At 61.8% G+C, this 16,085-nt stretch carries 17 protein-coding genes; 7 read left to right on the forward strand and 10 right to left on the reverse strand.

What is annotated here, in order from left to right; genetic code table 11:
• Positions 1-22 precede the first annotated feature (22 nt).
• From NKH73_RS28045 to NKH73_RS28060, 4 genes are all read right to left on the reverse strand, one after another.
• Complete coding sequence (locus NKH73_RS28045) at positions 23-1,207, reverse strand: mandelate racemase/muconate lactonizing enzyme family protein (protein ID WP_352937768.1); 1,185 nt, start codon at positions 1,205-1,207, stop codon at positions 23-25.
• Between the two features lies 1 nt (position 1,208).
• Positions 1,209-2,315 (reverse strand): mandelate racemase/muconate lactonizing enzyme family protein, encoded by a 1,107-nt coding sequence (locus NKH73_RS28050; RefSeq protein ID WP_352937769.1) that lies wholly within the window; start codon positions 2,313-2,315, stop codon positions 1,209-1,211.
• 48 nt (positions 2,316-2,363) lie between these two features.
• Positions 2,364-3,092: a GntR family transcriptional regulator gene (locus NKH73_RS28055; protein ID WP_352937770.1), complete on the reverse strand. Its 729-nt coding sequence runs from the start codon at positions 3,090-3,092 to the stop codon at positions 2,364-2,366.
• 105 nt (positions 3,093-3,197) lie between these two features.
• The gene (locus tag NKH73_RS28060) at positions 3,198-3,986 is read right to left on the reverse strand and encodes a HalD/BesD family halogenase (protein ID WP_352937771.1); all 789 of its coding nucleotides are present in this window, start codon (positions 3,984-3,986) and stop codon (positions 3,198-3,200) included.
• Between the two features lie 104 nt (positions 3,987-4,090).
• Here NKH73_RS28060 and NKH73_RS28065 point away from each other — a divergent pair, with 104 nt between their 5' ends.
• Complete coding sequence (locus NKH73_RS28065; protein WP_352937773.1) at positions 4,091-5,029, forward strand: LysR substrate-binding domain-containing protein; 939 nt, start codon at positions 4,091-4,093, stop codon at positions 5,027-5,029.
• A gap of 10 nt (positions 5,030-5,039) precedes the next feature.
• Here the strand turns inward: NKH73_RS28065 and NKH73_RS28070 are convergent, their stop codons facing one another.
• The 3 genes from NKH73_RS28070 to NKH73_RS28080 are packed head-to-tail and all read right to left on the reverse strand — an operon-like array spanning position 5,040 to position 9,749.
• Entirely contained in the window at positions 5,040-6,209 is a 1,170-nt protein-coding gene (locus tag NKH73_RS28070) for an efflux RND transporter periplasmic adaptor subunit (RefSeq protein WP_352937774.1), read from the reverse strand.
• A 16-nt stretch (positions 6,210-6,225) separates the two neighbouring features.
• Complete coding sequence (locus tag NKH73_RS28075; protein ID WP_352937775.1) at positions 6,226-9,402, reverse strand: efflux RND transporter permease subunit; 3,177 nt, start codon at positions 9,400-9,402, stop codon at positions 6,226-6,228.
• Positions 9,396-9,749 (reverse strand): hypothetical protein, encoded by a 354-nt coding sequence (locus tag NKH73_RS28080; protein WP_352937776.1) that lies wholly within the window; start codon positions 9,747-9,749, stop codon positions 9,396-9,398. Before NKH73_RS28080 ends, NKH73_RS28075 begins: the two co-directional genes overlap by 7 nt.
• Positions 9,750-9,915: 166 nt before the next feature.
• Between NKH73_RS28080 and NKH73_RS28085 the strand changes: the two genes are divergently transcribed.
• From NKH73_RS28085 to NKH73_RS28100, 4 genes are all read left to right on the forward strand, one after another.
• Positions 9,916-10,497 carry a TetR/AcrR family transcriptional regulator gene (locus NKH73_RS28085; protein ID WP_352937777.1) on the forward strand — a complete coding sequence of 194 codons (582 nt, stop codon included), beginning with the start codon at positions 9,916-9,918 and terminating at the stop codon, positions 10,495-10,497.
• 255 nt (positions 10,498-10,752) lie between these two features.
• On the forward strand, positions 10,753-11,088 hold the full coding sequence (locus NKH73_RS28090; RefSeq protein WP_502894048.1) for a hypothetical protein: 336 nt from the start codon (positions 10,753-10,755) through the stop codon (positions 11,086-11,088).
• A 426-nt stretch (positions 11,089-11,514) separates the two neighbouring features.
• Entirely contained in the window at positions 11,515-11,814 is a 300-nt protein-coding gene (locus tag NKH73_RS28095; RefSeq protein WP_352937778.1) for a DUF1236 domain-containing protein, read from the forward strand.
• A gap of 106 nt (positions 11,815-11,920) precedes the next feature.
• Entirely contained in the window at positions 11,921-12,130 is a 210-nt protein-coding gene (locus tag NKH73_RS28100) for a hypothetical protein (RefSeq protein WP_352937779.1), read from the forward strand.
• Positions 12,131-12,826: 696 nt separating this feature from the next.
• Here NKH73_RS28100 and NKH73_RS28105 read toward each other — a convergent pair.
• Positions 12,827-12,961, reverse strand: coding sequence for a hypothetical protein (locus tag NKH73_RS28105; protein ID WP_352937780.1), 135 nt, complete (start codon positions 12,959-12,961; stop codon positions 12,827-12,829).
• On the opposite strand from NKH73_RS28105, the gene NKH73_RS28110 reads away from it, so the two are divergent.
• Positions 12,948-13,166, forward strand: a complete 219-nt coding sequence (locus NKH73_RS28110) for a hypothetical protein (protein WP_352937781.1) — start codon at positions 12,948-12,950, stop codon at positions 13,164-13,166. The genes NKH73_RS28105 and NKH73_RS28110 overlap by 14 nt on opposite strands.
• A 94-nt stretch (positions 13,167-13,260) precedes the next feature.
• Positions 13,261-13,503, forward strand: coding sequence for a DUF982 domain-containing protein (locus tag NKH73_RS28115; RefSeq protein WP_352937783.1), 243 nt, complete (start codon positions 13,261-13,263; stop codon positions 13,501-13,503).
• A 692-nt stretch (positions 13,504-14,195) separates the two neighbouring features.
• On the opposite strand, the gene NKH73_RS28120 is transcribed toward NKH73_RS28115, so the two are convergent.
• Together NKH73_RS28120 and NKH73_RS28125 are read right to left on the reverse strand one after the other, a co-directional pair.
• Entirely contained in the window at positions 14,196-15,218 is a 1,023-nt protein-coding gene (locus tag NKH73_RS28120) for a LacI family DNA-binding transcriptional regulator (RefSeq protein ID WP_352937785.1), read from the reverse strand.
• A gap of 70 nt (positions 15,219-15,288) precedes the next feature.
• Positions 15,289-16,083 carry an ATP-binding cassette domain-containing protein gene (locus NKH73_RS28125; RefSeq protein WP_352937786.1) on the reverse strand — a complete coding sequence of 265 codons (795 nt, stop codon included), beginning with the start codon at positions 16,081-16,083 and terminating at the stop codon, positions 15,289-15,291.
• Positions 16,084-16,085: the final 2 nt, after the last annotated feature.

Below are 16,085 nucleotides of genomic sequence, written 5' to 3' on the forward strand. Positions count from 1 at the left end.
CTGTTGGCTGGTGTCATCACTCCTAGTTCAACGGCAGACGGCGATAAGTCCCCGGCTTTGCCGGGTCGTGATATTTGTTGCACGGCCCGTTCTCGGCAAAGTCGCGGTGGCAAGCGGCGAGGTTCTCGCGCGACAGCGTGACGCCGAGCCCGTGACCTTCCGGCACCCGCACGACATTGTTCTTGGGCGAAAACGGGCCTTCCAGGGTGATATCCATCGGCAGCATGCGAAACAGCGACTGGTTGGGTTCCCTGATCCATCCGAGTGCGGCGCAAACATGCAGGTAGGCGGCACTGCCGATGCCGCTGTCGCCGCTGTAGCACCAGTAGTCGATGCCGGCATGTTCGCAGGCACCGACGAAGCGCAGCAGGCGGCCGATGCCGCCATGCGTGGTCGGATTGCCGACGAACGCATCCGGCACCTTCGCCTCCATGGCCCGCGCAATGTCGATATTGTGCGTCGAGAACGGGATCGAGCAATGGCGGCGCAATTCGCGCATCGCCTCGATGGTCGCCACCGGGTCTTCCCAGTTGCGCACGCCGAGTTCCTCCAACGGCCGCGCCAGCAGCCTGGCCGTCGCCAGCGAATACGCCTGGTTGGAATCGATGCGGATCATCGCATCGTCGCCGAGCTTTGTGCGGATCAGCTCCACCATTCTCAGCGAGATCTTCGCATTCCCGGTCGAGAACTTGCCTTCAAAGTAGGTCGTTCCGTAGGTCTCGTGCAGCTCGACGCAATAGTCGGCGACCGCTTCCGGCGTTCTCTCGCCTTTCACACCAGGACCATCGCCGCGCAGCGAGAAATAGTCGGTGAACGGGATGTCCTTGCGAATGGCGCCGCCGAGCAGCTGGTAGAGCGGCTGCTTCCATGCCTTGCCGCGCAAATCCCACAGCGCCATCTCGATGGCGCCGAAGGCCATGATGCGGGTGCGGTCGTTGATCGACTGGACCCCGGTCCAGTAAGGCAGGCAGACATTTTCAGCGCCCGCGATGTCGAAAGCGTCGCGGCCGACCAGTCGTGCCGCAAGATTGTCACTGATGATTGCCGCCGCCGCCGGCGACGGCGCTTCGCCCAGACCGATCAGTCCGTCCTCGGTCTCGACCTCGACAATGGTCGGCGAGAACCCGTCGAGCTCGCCGAACACCCAAGCGTAGGGCGCTTCGAGCCGGAGGTTGATTGGCGTTGCGGTGATGCGGCGGATCTTCATCTCAGCTGCCGACCTCGAAGAAGGGTCTGCCAAGCAGCTCTGGAACGACGTCAATACCGAGACCCGGCCCGTCCGGAATGCCCATGCGGCTACCCGAAACCGGCGGCATGTTCGATGCGGTGCGCACCGTCACCCACTCGTGGAAGGCGATCGCGTGCAGCCGGCGCTCCTCCGGCGTCGACAGCGACAGATGTGCCATGGCCGATGTGTCGATCTCGGCGCCGCCGGTATCCTCGACGGTGATCATGAAGCCGAGATCGACGGCAAGATCGCGGATCTGGCGCGTCTTGGTGACGCCGCCCAGCCGCGAGATTTTCAGCGTCAGCCCGTCGGCAGCGCCCTTGCGATGGATGTCGAGCATGTCGTCCAGCGAGGCGACGGATTCGTCGAGCACCATCGGCTTGTCGAGGGAGCGGCGAACCGACATGCATTCGTCGATCGTGGTGCAGGGCTGCTCGAACGTGTAATCAATGGCGCGCGTCGCGTCGGTGAACTGGCGCGCCTGATAGGGCGTCCAGCCGGCATTGGCGTCGCAGAAGATCACCGTCCCCTTCGGCACCGAAGCGGCGACCGCGGTGACGCGTTCGACGTCGTCATGGACGTTGCCGCCGACCTTGACCTGCAGCCGGTGAAATCCGTCCTTGACGATGCGTTTGGCGAGTGCGGCCATCGCGTCGACCGTGCCGTGGGTGACGACCTTGTAGAGTTCGGCCGTCTCGCTTTCGCGCCCGCCGAGCAGCGTCACCACAGGCACATCGGCGGCACGTGCTGCCAAATCCCAGCACGCCATGTCGAGCGCGGACTTGATGTAGGGATGGCCCTTGAACACCGTATCCATCAGCCTGCCGATACTTGCCAACGCACGGGGATCTTGCCCGAGCAGGTGCGGTGCGATTTCCATGACGCCGGCGCGCGTGCCGGCCGCGAAGGCGGGGGAGTAGAAATTGCCGAGCGGCGCCATCTCGCCCCAGCCGGTGAGGCCGCTGTCGGAAGTGATGGCGACGATTACCGCGTCGAATGCGTCGGCGACACGCCCTTTCGACATGCGGTAGGGCCCGTCCACAAAGGGCTGCACGACATGGTAGGCTTTGATGGTTTTGATCCGCAATTTCTTTGTCCGTTGTCAGATTCGCTGCTGGCGGCGATGATTGGTGCTTCACGCCTCTCCCGGCCGCTTGCGTGGCAGGCCGCCGCGATCGGCCCCCGCGCCCTTGGATTCGAGGCTGCGCGCATAGGTGAGCAGCTCCTCGAAATCGAGGTCGATATGCTCGCGGGCATGGCGCTGGGCTGCGTGCATGTCGGCGCCCTTCAGCAGCCGCACATAAGTCTCGTGGACATCAGCGGCAGGCACCGGTTCGTTGCGTGCGCGCTGGTGCAGGGCGAAATACATCTGCAGCCGGCTGGTCAGGCGCTGCCAGGTCTCCAGCAGCACCGAATTGTCGGCCCATTCGTAGATCAGCCCGTGCAGTTGCAGCGCCGTCTCGATCTGGCGGGTGGTGTCGAGATCGCGCGTCGCCTGCTTCACCGCCTCGTGGCGCCGGTCAAGTTCGTCGAAGAAGCGCTGGTCGCGAAGCGGCCAGGTCAGTTCGATGGCGAACTCGTCCAGCACCTTGTTGAGCGAATAGGCGTCGTCGATGTCCTTGGCGGCCACGTCGATAACGAAGGTTCCGGCGTAGGGAATGCTGGTCAGAATGCCTTCCTGCACCAGCTCTCGCATCGCCTCGCGCAACGGCGCGCGGCTCACCCGCATCTGCTCGGCAATCCTGAGCTCGTTGAGCTTCTGTCCGGGTTCCAGCTGGCCGGTCAGGATCGCGCGCCGAAGCAGCGCCACGATCTCGCCCCTGCGTGTCGTATCCGCGATCGGACTGAAATCCAGCTTGCCCATTCGGCCACTCCAGAGGAACCGAAAGCCAGACAAGCAGATTGTCGACAATCTAGCAAGAGGTCGTTTCCGAATTCCGCCTCGGGGCAGGAGTGGGCGCCTTCGGTCTCAGGCAGCCCGGCCGTAAAAACCGACCCGCTCCTCTTCGCTGAACATCACGCCTGATTTCTCATAGTAGGAAAACACCGCGATCATGCGTTCGCGTTCGCCTTCGACAGTGGTGACGCGATGGGCGGTGTTCTTGCCACGAAAGACATTGAGCGTGCCTGACTTCATGCGCAGTATCTTTGCCTCGGGGTCGCGCCCTTCGAGCAGCCTGGCAACGCCGTCGTAGTTGGGATTGTCGTCCGAGCGGAGATCGGTGCGGTATTCGAGATCGCCGCCGCGCTGCGATGCCTGCAATAGAAGCGTCGTGGTGAATTCCGAGCGATCGAAATGCCAGTTCAGCGCCTCGCCGGCGCGATAGGCCATCACATTGGTGCGCGCCAGCGGGTCTTGCATGACATGCAGCCGCGTCTTCCCCATTGCCGCGGCCAGGAAGCGCAGCAGCGGTTCGTATTCGTAGATGGCGAGCACGAGGCTATCAGGAATCTGGTCGGCGCAGACCGTATGGCTGATGGTCTCGACCTTACGCAGGGCGGGGTGGTCGGGAGCGAGTTCCGGGATATCGGGCTTGAAGTAGATATTATGCATCCGCCGGTGCGCGTGCGACCGAGCCGCCATGACGGGCTGGATTTCCTGCACCGCCCGTTCGGCCACGCCGGGCCGCAAAAAACCTTCGAGATTGAACATGCCGTCGGCTTCCAGCGCCGCAGCCGAGGTCTCCACGAGGCGCTTCCACTCAGCGCTGCCCTTACGGTCGAGCGGGTACCGCTCCAGATCGAGAACGTCTTTCATCGTTTTGTGCTCCAAGGTTCGAGCGCCAGAAGACGGCAAAAAAATCTTTCTCTCAACAATGAAAATTATTAGTCTTGCGCAGGAAAAACTTATGGAAGGCACGCATGGAACGGCTCCCCCCGCTAAACGCGATCAAGGCCTTCGAGGTCGCCGCGCGGACCGGCAGTTTCACTTTGGCCGCCACCGAACTCGGCGTGTCCTCGGCGGCGGTCAGCCAGCAGATACGCAATCTCGAGACCTGGTTCGGCAAGCAGCTGTTCGTGCGCAGCGGCAACCGCATAGCGCTGACCGACGCCGGCCACGCAATCTATCCGCAGACGGCACGCGCCTTGGGCGACATCGCGGCGATCGGGCGGCGCATGCTGGATGGAAACCTGAGGACGCGTCTCGTCGTCAGCGTGCCGTTTTCGCTGGCAGAATTGTGGTTGGCGCCGAGGCTGGCCGTGCTTCTAGACACGTTCCCGCAAATGGCGATTGACGTTAGGGTCGAAGACGATCCCGTCGACCTGCTGCGCCAGAACATCGATCTTCGTATCAGCTACGGCGATTATCACTATCCCGGTTTACGGATGATCCGTCTGATCCATGATGACGTCCTGCCGGTCTGCGCGCCGGACTTCTGGCAGAGATATGGCAACGGTGCATCCAGCCTGGCGGATGTGCATGAGAGCCTGTTCATCCACACCAACTGGGGTCCGACCTATGTCTCGCATCCGACATGGGCGGACTGGTTTTCGGCGTCAGGCGGCAGCCGCGCGCCTGATCCGTCGCATGGACGCCGTGTCGGTCTGTCCAGCCTGGCGATCACCTCGGCGAGGCTTGGTCTCGGAATTGCCCTTGGCCAGCAGATCATGGCCCGCGCCGATCTGGAGGCCGGCCGCCTGATCGCGCTCTCGTCGGTATCTCTGCGCCTCGGCCATCCCTATTGCGCTTTCATGCCTGCGGCCAAGGCCGATCGCGCCGATGTCGCCGGCCTTGTCGAACTGCTCAGCAAAACGGCGCCCTTGGCGTGGGAGCCGAGGGCGCCGCTGGACCGGACCTGACGGGGGGTTATCAGGTGGCCGGTTTCTGTGGCAGCGGCGAGACAGGCATTCCAGGGCCGATCTTTTGCAGATTGCCTGTTATTATCTGGTCGCCTTCCGATACGCCGCTTGAGATAGCGATGAGATCGCCATTGGTCGGCCCGAGCGAAACGATGCGCTGATCGACAGTGTTGTCCTTGCTAACGACGTAGAGGTATTTGCCGAGCTGGCTCGATCCCAGAGCCGTCTGCGGCACCATCAATGCATCGGGCTGCTGCTTGATGTGCAGCCTGACGCGAACATATTGACCCGGCAGCAGGGTGAACTTGGCGTTGCCGATCGTCGCCCGTGCGGTGATGGTGCCGGTCGAACGATCGATCGTGTTGTCGATGAAGGTGAGCTGACCTCTCTGGCGCGGTTCCGTATCGCCGGGAAGCAGGACGTCGACATCGATGGGTCCCGCCGCGCGGGCTTCCTCGATCTGCGCCAGATCCGTTTCACTCGGATTGAAAGTGACATAGATCGGGTCGAGCTGCACCAGTGTGTTGAGCACCGTGCCGGCGACACTGACCAGCGTTCCGATAGAGGCCTGGTTACGGCCGACGCGCCCGGCGAATGGCGCCTTGATCTCCGAATAGCTCAGATTGAGCTCGGCCGTTCGCACAGCCGCCTGGTTCACGGCGAGCGAGGCCTGGGCTTCGCGCAAGCTGCTGGTGCGCTGGTCGAACGCATCCTTGGCGATGTATCCGCTCTTTGCCAGCTCGGTGCCGCGGCCTAGGTTGGAACGCGCATAGTCGAGCGTTGCTTCGTCGCGCTGGACCTGGGCCTTCGCCTGGTCGAGGGCAGCGTGGAAATCCTCTGGAGCGATCTTGTAGAGAAGGTCGCCTTTCCTGACATCGCTGCCGTCGGGCGCGACCTGCTCCTGCAGATAACCCGGCACGCGCGCCTGCAGCGTGATGCTGCGGATCGGCTCGGTGCGGGCCGCATAGTCGAGATAGATCGGGATCGTCTTCTTGACGACGCTCACCACCGGCACCGGCATGACAAACGCTGCGGGCTCGGTCGCCGCGGGTTCAGGCGTTGCTGCTCCTGCCGTACCGGCGTTGAGGCCGAAATTGCCCATGTCGAGCAAGTGAACGCTCGCCATCGAGATCGCCCCCAGGGCGACGGCCGCTCCCAACGCAATTTTCCATTTACGCATGATCAATTCTCCAATCCTATTCGGCCGCTTCGGCCAATCGCTCGAAAGCGGGTTCGGCAGTTGGTTCAGTCGGTTCGGCAACAGGTTCGCTCTTGCCGCCGCGCTCGCGCAGCTGCTCGATCACCGCATAGAAGACCGGCACGAACACCAGCGACAGGATCGTCGCCGCGACCATGCCGCCAAAGACGGTGGTGCCGATAGACTGGCGGCTCGCTGCACCAGCGCCTGTTGAGTACATCAGCGGCAGCACGCCCAGGATGAAGGCGAAGGCGGTCATCAGGATGGGCCGCAGCCGCAGGCGCGCCGCTTCCATCGCGGCGTCGACGATGCTGAGACCTTCCTCGCGCCGGCGCCGGGCAAACTCCACGATCAGAATGGCATTCTTCGCCGCCAATCCGATCAGCATGACGAAGCCGATCTGCGAATAGACGTCGATCTGCATGCCACGCATCAACAAGGCGACAAAGGCACCGAACAGGGCAAGCGGCACCGCCAGCAGAACCATGAAAGGCATGGCCCAGCTCTCATATTGGGCGGCGAGGATCAGGAAGACGAAGACCATGGCGAGACCGAAGACAATCGAGGCGATCGATCCGGCCTTGAGCTCCTGATAGGTGATGCCAGTCCATTCGTAGCCGAAATCCTTCGGCAGTGCCGTGGCAGCGGCACGTTCCATCGCGGCGACCGCTTGTCCGGAGGAGTAACCGGGTGCAGCACCGCCGTTGATCAGGGCCGACGCATTGTTGTTGTAATGCGGGACGGTTTCCGGGCCGACGATAGGCACCAGCTTGCCGAGTGTGCTCAACGGCACCATGCCGCCAGAGGCATTGCGCACATAGAGCCGTGAAATGTCGGCAGCACCCGCACGCGCATCCTTGTCGGCCTGGATCGTCACCCGGAAGGTGCGGCCGAACAGGTTGAAGTCGTTCACATAGAGCGAGCCGAGATAGATCTGCAGCGTGTTGAACACGTCAGGCAGGCTGAGGCCGAGCAGCTTCGCCTTGTTACGGTCGAGGTCGTAGTTGAACTGCGGCGTCGAGGTCGAGAACGACGAGAACAATTGCTGCGGGTTGAGCTCGGGCTGCTTGCGCGCCTCGGCGAGTACGGCTTGCGTCGCATCGTTGAGCGCAGCGCTGCCGCGACCGGTCAGATCCTGCACCTGGAATTCGAAGCCGCCGGTCGTGCCGATACCCGGGATCGAAGGCGGATCGAAGCTCAGCGCGAAGGCTTCCGGAAGCTCCATGAGTTTCGAGCGCACGTCGGCGACGAGCTTCGAGGCGCTCTGGTCAGGGCCGCGTTCGTCCCATGGCTTCAGGATGGCGAATTCCACCGCCGAGTTCGACTGGGCTGCGTTGGTGAGGAAGTTCAAGCCGCTGATCGAGCCGACGATATCGACGCCGGGGGTGTTCTGCAGGATGGCGCGTGCCTTGCGGGCCACGGCGTCGGTGCGCTCCAGCGATGCCCCATCCGGCAACTGGATGACGACGAAGAAATAACCCTGGTCCTCGACCGGGAGGAAGGTCGAGGGCAGGCGCTGCCAGACGAAATAGGTCGCGACAAGCCCGGCCGCGAACAGCCCGAGCATGATCCAGCGCAGGCGGATGAGGAAGCGCACACCATGGGCATAGGCATGCGACAGCCGCTCGAAGCCCGTGTTGAACCAGCGGAACAGCACGAACTGGGTTGCCGGGCGGTGGCGCAGGAAGGCGGCGCTGAGCGCCGGGGTGAGCGTCAGCGAGACGAAGGCGGAGATGCCGAAGGAGATCGCCACCGTCAGCGCAAACTGGTTGTAGAGCCGCCCGGAAACGCCGGGTATGAAGGCGACCGGCACGAACACGGCCATCAGCACGGCGGTCGTGGCGATGATCGGCCCGGTGACCTCGGCCATCGCCGCGCGCGTGGCAGCCAGCGGTTTGAGGCCGGCTTCCAGCTGGCGCTCGACATTCTCGACGACGACGATCGCATCGTCGACGACGAGGCCGATCGCCAGCACCATGCCGAGCAGGCTGAGCATGTTCAGCGAGAAGCCGAACATATACATGACGACGAGCGTGGCGATCAGCGACACGGGAATCGCGATCGTCGGGATGATCGTGGTGCGCCAGCTCTGCAGGAAGATGAACACCACCGCGACGACCAGGACCAGCGCCTCGCCGAGCGTGACCAGCACGTCGTGCATCGACGCCGAAACGAAACGTGTCGTATCGTAGTGCATCGCGTAGCTGACGCCCTTCGGGAAGCGGGCTGACAGTTCCTGCATCTTGTCCTTGACGCGCTGCTGCAGATCGAGCGCGTTCGAGCCGGGCATCTGGTAGACCGCGAGCACCACGGTCGGGTCCTCGGCAAAGAAGGCCGACGACGAATATTGCAGGGCGCCGAGTTCGATGCGCGCAACGTCGCGCAACCGCACCAGCGAACCGTTGGCGGCATCGGCGCGCACGACGATATCGCCGAATTCCTTTGGATCGCTCAGTCGGCCGACCGCGTTGACCTGCATTTCGAAAGCGGTGCCGGCCGGCGCCGGCGACTGTCCGATCTTGCCGGCCGCGACTTGGACATTTTGCTCGGCAATGGCGTTTTGGACATCGACAGCGGTGATGCCGAGATTGGCGAGCTTGTCGGGATCGAGCCAAACGCGCATCGAATAGCGCCGCTCGCCGAAGATCTGCACGTCGCCGACGCCGGGCAAACGCTTCAGCGGGTCGACCACTTGCAGGTAGGCGAGGTTGCTGAGCGCGACCGGATCGACGGAACCGTCGGGCGAGGTGAGATTGACGATCAGGACGAAATTCGGATTCTGTTTCTTGATCGTCACGCCGCCCTGGTTGACGATGGCCGGCAGCGAGGACGCCGCCTGCGACACGCGGTTCTGGACGTCGACGGCGGCGGTGCTGAGCGAATAGCCGACGTCGAAGGTGATGGTGATCGTCGACGAGCCGTCATTGGAGCTCGACGATGACATATAGGTCATCCCCTGAACGCCGTTGATCTGCTGTTCGAGCGGCGTCGTGACCGTATCGGCCACGACTTGCGCACTGGCGCCCGGATAGTTGGCGCTGACCACGACCTGAGGCGGTGTTATGTCGGGAAACTGCGAGACAGGCAGCAGGAAATAGCAGATCGCCCCGGCGAGCACCATGATGATGGCGATCGACGATGCGAAGATCGGTCGGTGAATGAAGAAGTTTACCATGACACATACGCCTCGCCCGATGCTCTCGCCTCACCAAAAGCCTTGGCCACTCTGGACAGCCGCTGGATTCGCCTGTGACCCGAATCTTCCAGAAAGCGATGCGGCGGCTTGCGGCCGTACCCTTGCGTATCCGCCAGGGTACGCAGCATCGTCTCGAAAGAGCGCGGGTCGACACGGTCGGCCTTCATCAGCATCCGGATCATCGGATCCTTCACAACTTCGTCGATCGTCAAATCCTTGCGCTGCGACATCGTAGCGGCTCCTGGCTTGCGATCCGCGGCGGCGTACGCCGCAGATCGTGTGGTCTTCTTATTCGCGGCCAAAAGTCGCCTGGGGCGCAGTTTCATGCCTGAGCCTTTTCGGCGGAGGCTATTCACAGGCGCCTGCGAGATTTGACACGAGGCAATTGAGGTGTTACCAGTAAGTAACATCTAGAAGTTACAGACCGGTAACACCCTAGTCAAGAGGTGCACCGAGGGATTTTTCGGAAAACCCGAAACCAAGGAGGTTTTGATGGAAGACGGTACTGCGGAGCGCATCCGCCCCCGGGATCGGATCCTGGAGACGGCACGGGATATGTTCCACAAGCATGGCATCAAGGGCGTCGGCGTCGACGCAATCACTGAAGCCGCCGGCACCAACAAGATGACGCTCTACCGACATTTCGAGTCCAAAGACGATCTGGTCATCGAGTGCTTGCGGGCGACAGCATGCAGCGCCAACGCGATGTGGCAGAAGTTCGAGGCCGAGCATCCGGGCGACAAGCTTGCGCAATTGCATGCCTGGGTTCGCATGGCTGCCGATTGCCTGTTGACGGACGGCCGCGGCTGCGACATGGCGAACGCCGCCATCGAACTGAGCGAAACCGACCATCCGGCCCGTCGGGTGATCAAGGAGCTCAAGCAGGCCCAGCGCGACCGTCTGGTTAGCCTGTGCCGGGACGCCGGCGTCGGACAGGCCGAGCTTCTTGCGGACACGCTGTCGCTGCTGCTCGAAGGCGCCCGCGTCAGCATGCAAAGCGTCGGCGCCGAAGGCCCGAGCGCTCAATTCGTCCGCATGGCGGAAGGCTTGATCACCTCTTTCAGGGCCAGATAGTCTCGCAACCGGCGAAACGATCGGTAGCGTGTTCATTGCGAGCCACGCCGCCGACTGCTCTTTTGCCCTTTCGACTGTACCGTCATCGCGCTTCTCCTTTGCCGGTCTGTCGCCGCACCAATGGCGCGACCTCTTGCCTATTGGTGAGGATAGGACCGATAGCGAATTGGCGAGAGTGACAAGTGTGACGGGATTCCGACCGCGCAACTTCAGTTGGCACCAAACGGCCGGCCGGCGGAGTAGGCGCAAAATCGAATGGCATTGTTCGAGCGGCTAAAGGCGAGCGATCCGGCCACTTTGACCGATCTGAAGCGCGCCGGCGCCGGGCGCAACTTCGGCGTCGACCCGCGATCGTCGGCGGGCTTCAAGCTGACGACCCTGGAGCCGCTCCTGAGGGACGTCCACGATCGTCTTGCCGGCGTCGTCGTCGAGCAGCTCGACTGGTCGGCCTTCATCGACCGTCCGGAAACGCTGTCTACCTCGACCCACCCTACTTCGGCAGCGAGGGCGACTACGGCAAGGAGCTGTTCGGCCAGCGGCGCCGAAGGCAACTTTAACCGGACGATCGAAACGCTGATCCTACACGCGTAATCCTCTATGACGCGGACCACCCGCCAAATCGCGGAATGGCGGGTGGTCCTTTATCAGCGCAGGAAGGGACTTAGCTGCGCAGATCTCTATCGTCGTTCGGTCCGGTCGGTTCCCTAGCTAGCAACCATCCCAATTGCCATAAACGTGATGGGGACAGCGAAGACCGTACCGAGCAACCAGCGGGCCTGGTGGACACTATTTTCCATGGCCTCCTCCCGTAAACTCACAGCGAGGCAACGACTACGAGAAGCCGCCGTTCCGGGTGGCGCGACGTCCGGGCTATAGCGCGAAATAAGGGAGACTTTGGTCCCACAATCGGATCAGACCTAAGCCCAGCGGAGGAACGTTCGCGGGTGCCTGAGGTTTGGGTGGACCGGGCGGAAGAGAATGCCGTCCAGCGCAAGAGATCTCACGAAGGAGATAGCTATGAGAACGCGTCTTTCCATTGCAGCTGCGGGATTTCTGCTGCTGGCAGGCATCGGCGCCGCTACCGCTCAGGACGTAGTCATCGAGCCTGAGCAGGAGACCGTCATCAAGGAATATGTGAAGAAGCAGCCGCTCGCATCGGTGAAGGTGCCAGGGGTGGAGCTCAATATAGGCTCAACGCTGCCCGAGACCGTCGAGCTTCATGAAGTTCCCGAAACCAAATACAGCTACGTGGTGGTCGAGGACCGAACTGTTGTCGTTGATCCAGGCACACGCAAGATCATCAAAGTCATCGAATAGCCTACGCGACTGGGAGGACAGCCCGCCGCGCCGAAAGGTGCGGAGGGCTTTTTGCTTTGCGTAAAACTGCTGAGTCGAATTACAGTTCGTTTAGCGTGGAGGTCGAATGCCGATTTATCGGAAAGCTCAGGAGGCTGGCGTCTTCGATTCATCTGAAGTCGCTTTGCTGGGCCGCGTTTTCGACCGGCTCAAAATCGAAGGGCAATCCGAGCAACGGCGTGAAGCGCTCGCATCCCGGATCCTGGCAAACTACTCGGCCGGTCTTACCGATGAGGACGAGCTTGTTTCGGCGTCCAAATTGCCACTGGGGCGATAGGCCTCAATTCACTGGCAGCAGCGGTTGATGCTTTGACTTCGCGTGATGAAGCACCTGGCCAAGATCGCGCATGTCGAAATCCTGTCCGCAAATGGGCAGTGCTGGACATGCTGCGCCTCGGGTTTGATCGGCTGATCGTGATCTTTGCCCTTGAAGCCCGTGCCTGCGTTGTTGGTCCGACATTTCACTTCCGCTCCGCAATTCCAAAGTTCCCCGCCTCTCATGGAACCCCTGGAGGCACCAAAGAGTTGCATTTGGAAACAAGGTAACCGTCATGACAGCGCGAGAGAATGACACCTTTCGAGTTTTGATCAGATCGGAAGACTATCGTCGGAAGATACGCAGGCTGCTAAGGTTTGTCGGCGATCAACCTTTGGCGCCGAAGCTTATCGCGCTGGCGGCGGAACTTCAGGAGGAACTTGATCGGCGAGAGCGAAAATCGGCCGACGAGAAAGACCCTGATTAGGAGATGCTACAGGGGTGATGACATCGTCCACCCGGAGTACGATCTTGATCGTACCAATTAGCGAGATCGAGCTAGCGCGGGTTCTGCGCGTACTTCTTGCACATCATCGGGCACCAATGCTCGTCTTGCGTGGAGAGATCGCCTAACTCCGAATGGAGGTCAGAGACGCCGCTGCCAACCGCGCTCATAAAAGAGTGGCTGGCTCATCTCCAGTCTAGTCGCATCCCAGATCATTGTCCGTCGCTCTCCTTTTCGGCGGGTTTTTTGTTTTCCGCATGGAACACTTGGTTGCCGGCAAAGTTTGGTGCCTGCGGTATCTCCTGCGAGAAGTGCTGCGAGGCGGGGAAGTGGATGAGCGTCGTCAAAAGGGTCGGTCCAGTTCTAAATCAGGCAATCGCTGCGATCCTCAACAGGGGAGACCATGGGGACACTGTTTCGATCAAAGCGACTTTAGACCATATTCGGCAGGCTGCGCCTGATTTGATCGCATCCAACGATGAACTGATCGAGGCTATTGTAGAGATAGCTGCTGCCCTAGACCTGTCCGTGGCTTCCGATGCGGGCGAGTAGTAGCCGTTCAATTGATGCGAGGCGTTTTGACCTCCACGAAACAATCCTACGCAGCGCCGCTGACGGAAGCCGCCGGCTGCCCTAAATTTCCCTCATGGCTCTTCATTGGTTTCACCCTCCGGTCAACATCGAGACTGATCGACCTGGCCTTACCTACGGCTGCAACAATGTCGAGGGTGCCGTCGCGGAGCTCATGAAGTGGACCAAGCGAGGACCTAAGTGGAAGAAGGCCGCCGAGGCTTGCACGGCCGTTCTTGAGGGCGAAGGCACAGCCGACGACGTAAGAAGAGCCTTCGAGGCTGCCGCAGGGGAGGAGGGGTTGCTACGCTCCTCTTGATTGGGGCCAGTATCTGCCTGCTGTTCGATCTTGACCTTACCACCATGCCCCTCACGGGAAAACCAAGCGGCCGGGCGGCGAACACAGCCACATGCGTCACGCATCTCTGCTGGTTTTCACCTGCGCCGGCCAGCTAGGGAAGGAGCCCGCGCCCTCCTCCGAGCGCGGGCCAACCGGGTTGCAGCCCGATCTGCAGCGGGCGAAAGCGGGGGGTGCCCACTGATCCCAACCAACTGTTAGTAACCACTTATGTTCCAAGAAGCGGCGTAGGGTCTTCGGACACGCGTCGAGCCGATGATCGTCATCGATATCGAGACGTCGCTTAGACAGGCTGGCTTTGCGGTGGCCTCAGAGCCAAGTTGCACGCGTGCAAAACAGATTTGGCCCTCGTGGAGCCGGACGCCCTGTTGGGGACTGCGTCAGCTCTTTGGTTGCTGAAGAACTCGGCCCGGAATAAAAAAGCCCGCTGCCGGGAGGAGGTGGCAGCGGGCTTGATTTCGAATACGGCACGGGAGGAGGTGTACCGCACTCAGCGCCGGCATCGCATCTGGGAGGAGTAGATGGCCGACACCTGCGAAACTACCGATTGCCCAATGATTCGGCAACAACGAAAGATGCATGGCAGATGTGCAGATTTGCGGTATCAACCGAATTTTAACCATCGGGCAGAGTGGCCGTTGCCTTGCGCGGCGTCACTGGACCGGGACGTTTTCCCTAAAGATCAGGCGCGGCTCGATGAATTTCCTGGTCAGATAGGGCGCCGATGACGCGATCGAGCCGAGCAGGCGAATGACCGACTGCTCGGCGATCAGCCGCGCGTTCTGGTCGATGACGACGTCGAGCAGATCATCGACGAGATAGCCGCGTGTCGCCCGCGTCAGGTCGTGGCAGATGAACACCGGCCTCCGTTGCGGCTTGGTTTCCAGCAGCGCTTTCGCCACCCCGGAACGTCCGGCACCGACGCAGTAGATGCCGAGCAGCTCCGGCTCGTTGTGCAGCGCCTTCATCGTCGCGGTGTAGCTGATATCAGGCTCGTCGTTGATCTCGACGGCGCTGGTGACGGTCAGATTGGGGAATTCCTCGCTGAGCACGGATCGAAAGCCCATTTCGCGTTCCTCATGCCCGCGATAGGAGCGTGAGCCGACGACCATTGCCAGATGGCCCGGGCGCCCGCCCAGGAAACGTCCCATCAAAAGGGCTGCGGTGCGGCCGGCCACACGGTTGTCAATGCCGACATAGGCCGATCGCGGTGCGCCGGGAACGTCCGACACCAGCGTGACCAGGCGAATGCCGGCCTCGACGATCTCGCGCAGGACATTGCGCGTTCTCGGATGATCGATTGCGATGACGCCAACGCCGTTTGCCCTAAGCGAGAGGTTTTCGACGGCCGATTGCAACGCGCTCGGCGAGATGCCGGCGAGCTCGTGGATCCGGCAGGAGGCGACGAGCGGCAGTCGCGCCGCATAGTCCTCGATATGACCTGCCAGATCCATCATGAAGGCATTGGAGCCGATCGGCAGAAAGAACTCGAGATGCGCTGGCCGCGAGGGCAGCACGACCTGGTCCACGACCGGCAAATAGCCGAGCTGCTTGGCCGCCTCCATCACCCGCTGCCGGTTGGCAGCACTTGCGCCCGGCCGGTTGTTCAGTACCCGGTCGACCGTGGCGGTCGACAGCCCGCAGCTTCTGGCGATATCCGCAACGGTGGCTTTCATGGTCGCAGTCATAGGAGCTGATGTGATCCCGTGCCAGAGAAACGGCGAGCCCGGCTTCCAACTGACCCGCTCAGCCCTGCGATTGCTTCCCCTGGACGATGGCTTCGTGGATCTGCTCGTCGGACATGCCGGTGATGATCCGTTCGACTTCCGCGACGTTGGTGTTCTTCGGATCGATATTGTCGGCGACGACCTTGCCGCGGCGCATGACGACGATGCGGTCGACCACCTGGAAGACGTGATGGATATTATGGGCGATGAAGATGCAGGAATGGCCCGAATCGCGGGCGCTGCGCACGAAGCTCAGCACGCCCTGCGTCTCGGCGACGCCGAGATTGTTGGTCGGCTCGTCGAGGATGATGAGGTCGCTGTCGAAATGCATGGCGCGCGCGATCGCCACGGCCTGCCGCTCGCCGCCGGAGAGCGAGCCGATCGGCGTGGTCGGCGGAATGTTCTTCGAGATCCCGACCTGCTTGAGCAGGTCGCGGGCGACCACGTTCATCGCCTCCTGGTCCATGCGGTTGAGGAAACGCGGCGGTTTGATCGGCTCGCGCCCAAGGAACAGGTTGCGGGCGATCGACAATTGCGTAACCAGCGCCGAGTCCTGGTAGATCGTCTCGATGCCGTGGGCGATGGCGTCGCTGGTGCTGCGCAGGTCCACCTTCTTGCCGCGGATGAAGATGTCGCCGCTGGTCAGTGGAACCGCACCCGACAAGACCTTGATCAGCGTCGATTTGCCGGCGCCATTGTCGCCGAGCAGACCGACGATCTCCCTTTCGTTGACGTGGAAATTGGCGTCCACGAGCGCTTGCACGCGCCCGTAAGACTTGCGGATGTTTTCCATGCGGACAAGCGGCTCAGCCATGG

Source organism: Mesorhizobium sp. M0938 (genome assembly GCF_040319125.1).
GTDB lineage: Bacteria > Pseudomonadota > Alphaproteobacteria > Rhizobiales > Rhizobiaceae > Mesorhizobium > Mesorhizobium robiniae.

Coding starts and splice junctions, on each gene's coding strand:
- NKH73_RS28100 (WP_352937779.1), top strand. CDS start 11,921: ATGCCGATTTATCGGAAAGCTCAGGAGGCTGGCGTCTTCGATTCATCT.
- NKH73_RS28120 (WP_352937785.1), bottom strand. CDS start 15,218: ATGAAAGCCACCGTTGCGGATATCGCCAGAAGCTGCGGGCTGTCGACC.
- NKH73_RS28065 (WP_352937773.1), top strand. CDS start 4,091: ATGGAACGGCTCCCCCCGCTAAACGCGATCAAGGCCTTCGAGGTCGCC.
- NKH73_RS28110 (WP_352937781.1), top strand. CDS start 12,948: ATGAGCGTCGTCAAAAGGGTCGGTCCAGTTCTAAATCAGGCAATCGCT.
- NKH73_RS28085 (WP_352937777.1), top strand. CDS start 9,916: ATGGAAGACGGTACTGCGGAGCGCATCCGCCCCCGGGATCGGATCCTG.
- NKH73_RS28090 (WP_502894048.1), top strand. CDS start 10,753: ATGGCATTGTTCGAGCGGCTAAAGGCGAGCGATCCGGCCACTTTGACC.
- NKH73_RS28055 (WP_352937770.1), bottom strand. CDS start 3,092: ATGGGCAAGCTGGATTTCAGTCCGATCGCGGATACGACACGCAGGGGC.
- NKH73_RS28060 (WP_352937771.1), bottom strand. CDS start 3,986: ATGAAAGACGTTCTCGATCTGGAGCGGTACCCGCTCGACCGTAAGGGC.
- NKH73_RS28125 (WP_352937786.1), bottom strand. CDS start 16,083: ATGGCTGAGCCGCTTGTCCGCATGGAAAACATCCGCAAGTCTTACGGG.
- NKH73_RS28080 (WP_352937776.1), bottom strand. CDS start 9,749: ATGAAACTGCGCCCCAGGCGACTTTTGGCCGCGAATAAGAAGACCACA.
- NKH73_RS28095 (WP_352937778.1), top strand. CDS start 11,515: ATGAGAACGCGTCTTTCCATTGCAGCTGCGGGATTTCTGCTGCTGGCA.
- NKH73_RS28070 (WP_352937774.1), bottom strand. CDS start 6,209: ATGCGTAAATGGAAAATTGCGTTGGGAGCGGCCGTCGCCCTGGGGGCG.
- NKH73_RS28075 (WP_352937775.1), bottom strand. CDS start 9,402: ATGGTAAACTTCTTCATTCACCGACCGATCTTCGCATCGTCGATCGCC.
- NKH73_RS28045 (WP_352937768.1), bottom strand. CDS start 1,207: ATGAAGATCCGCCGCATCACCGCAACGCCAATCAACCTCCGGCTCGAA.
- NKH73_RS28115 (WP_352937783.1), top strand. CDS start 13,261: ATGGCTCTTCATTGGTTTCACCCTCCGGTCAACATCGAGACTGATCGA.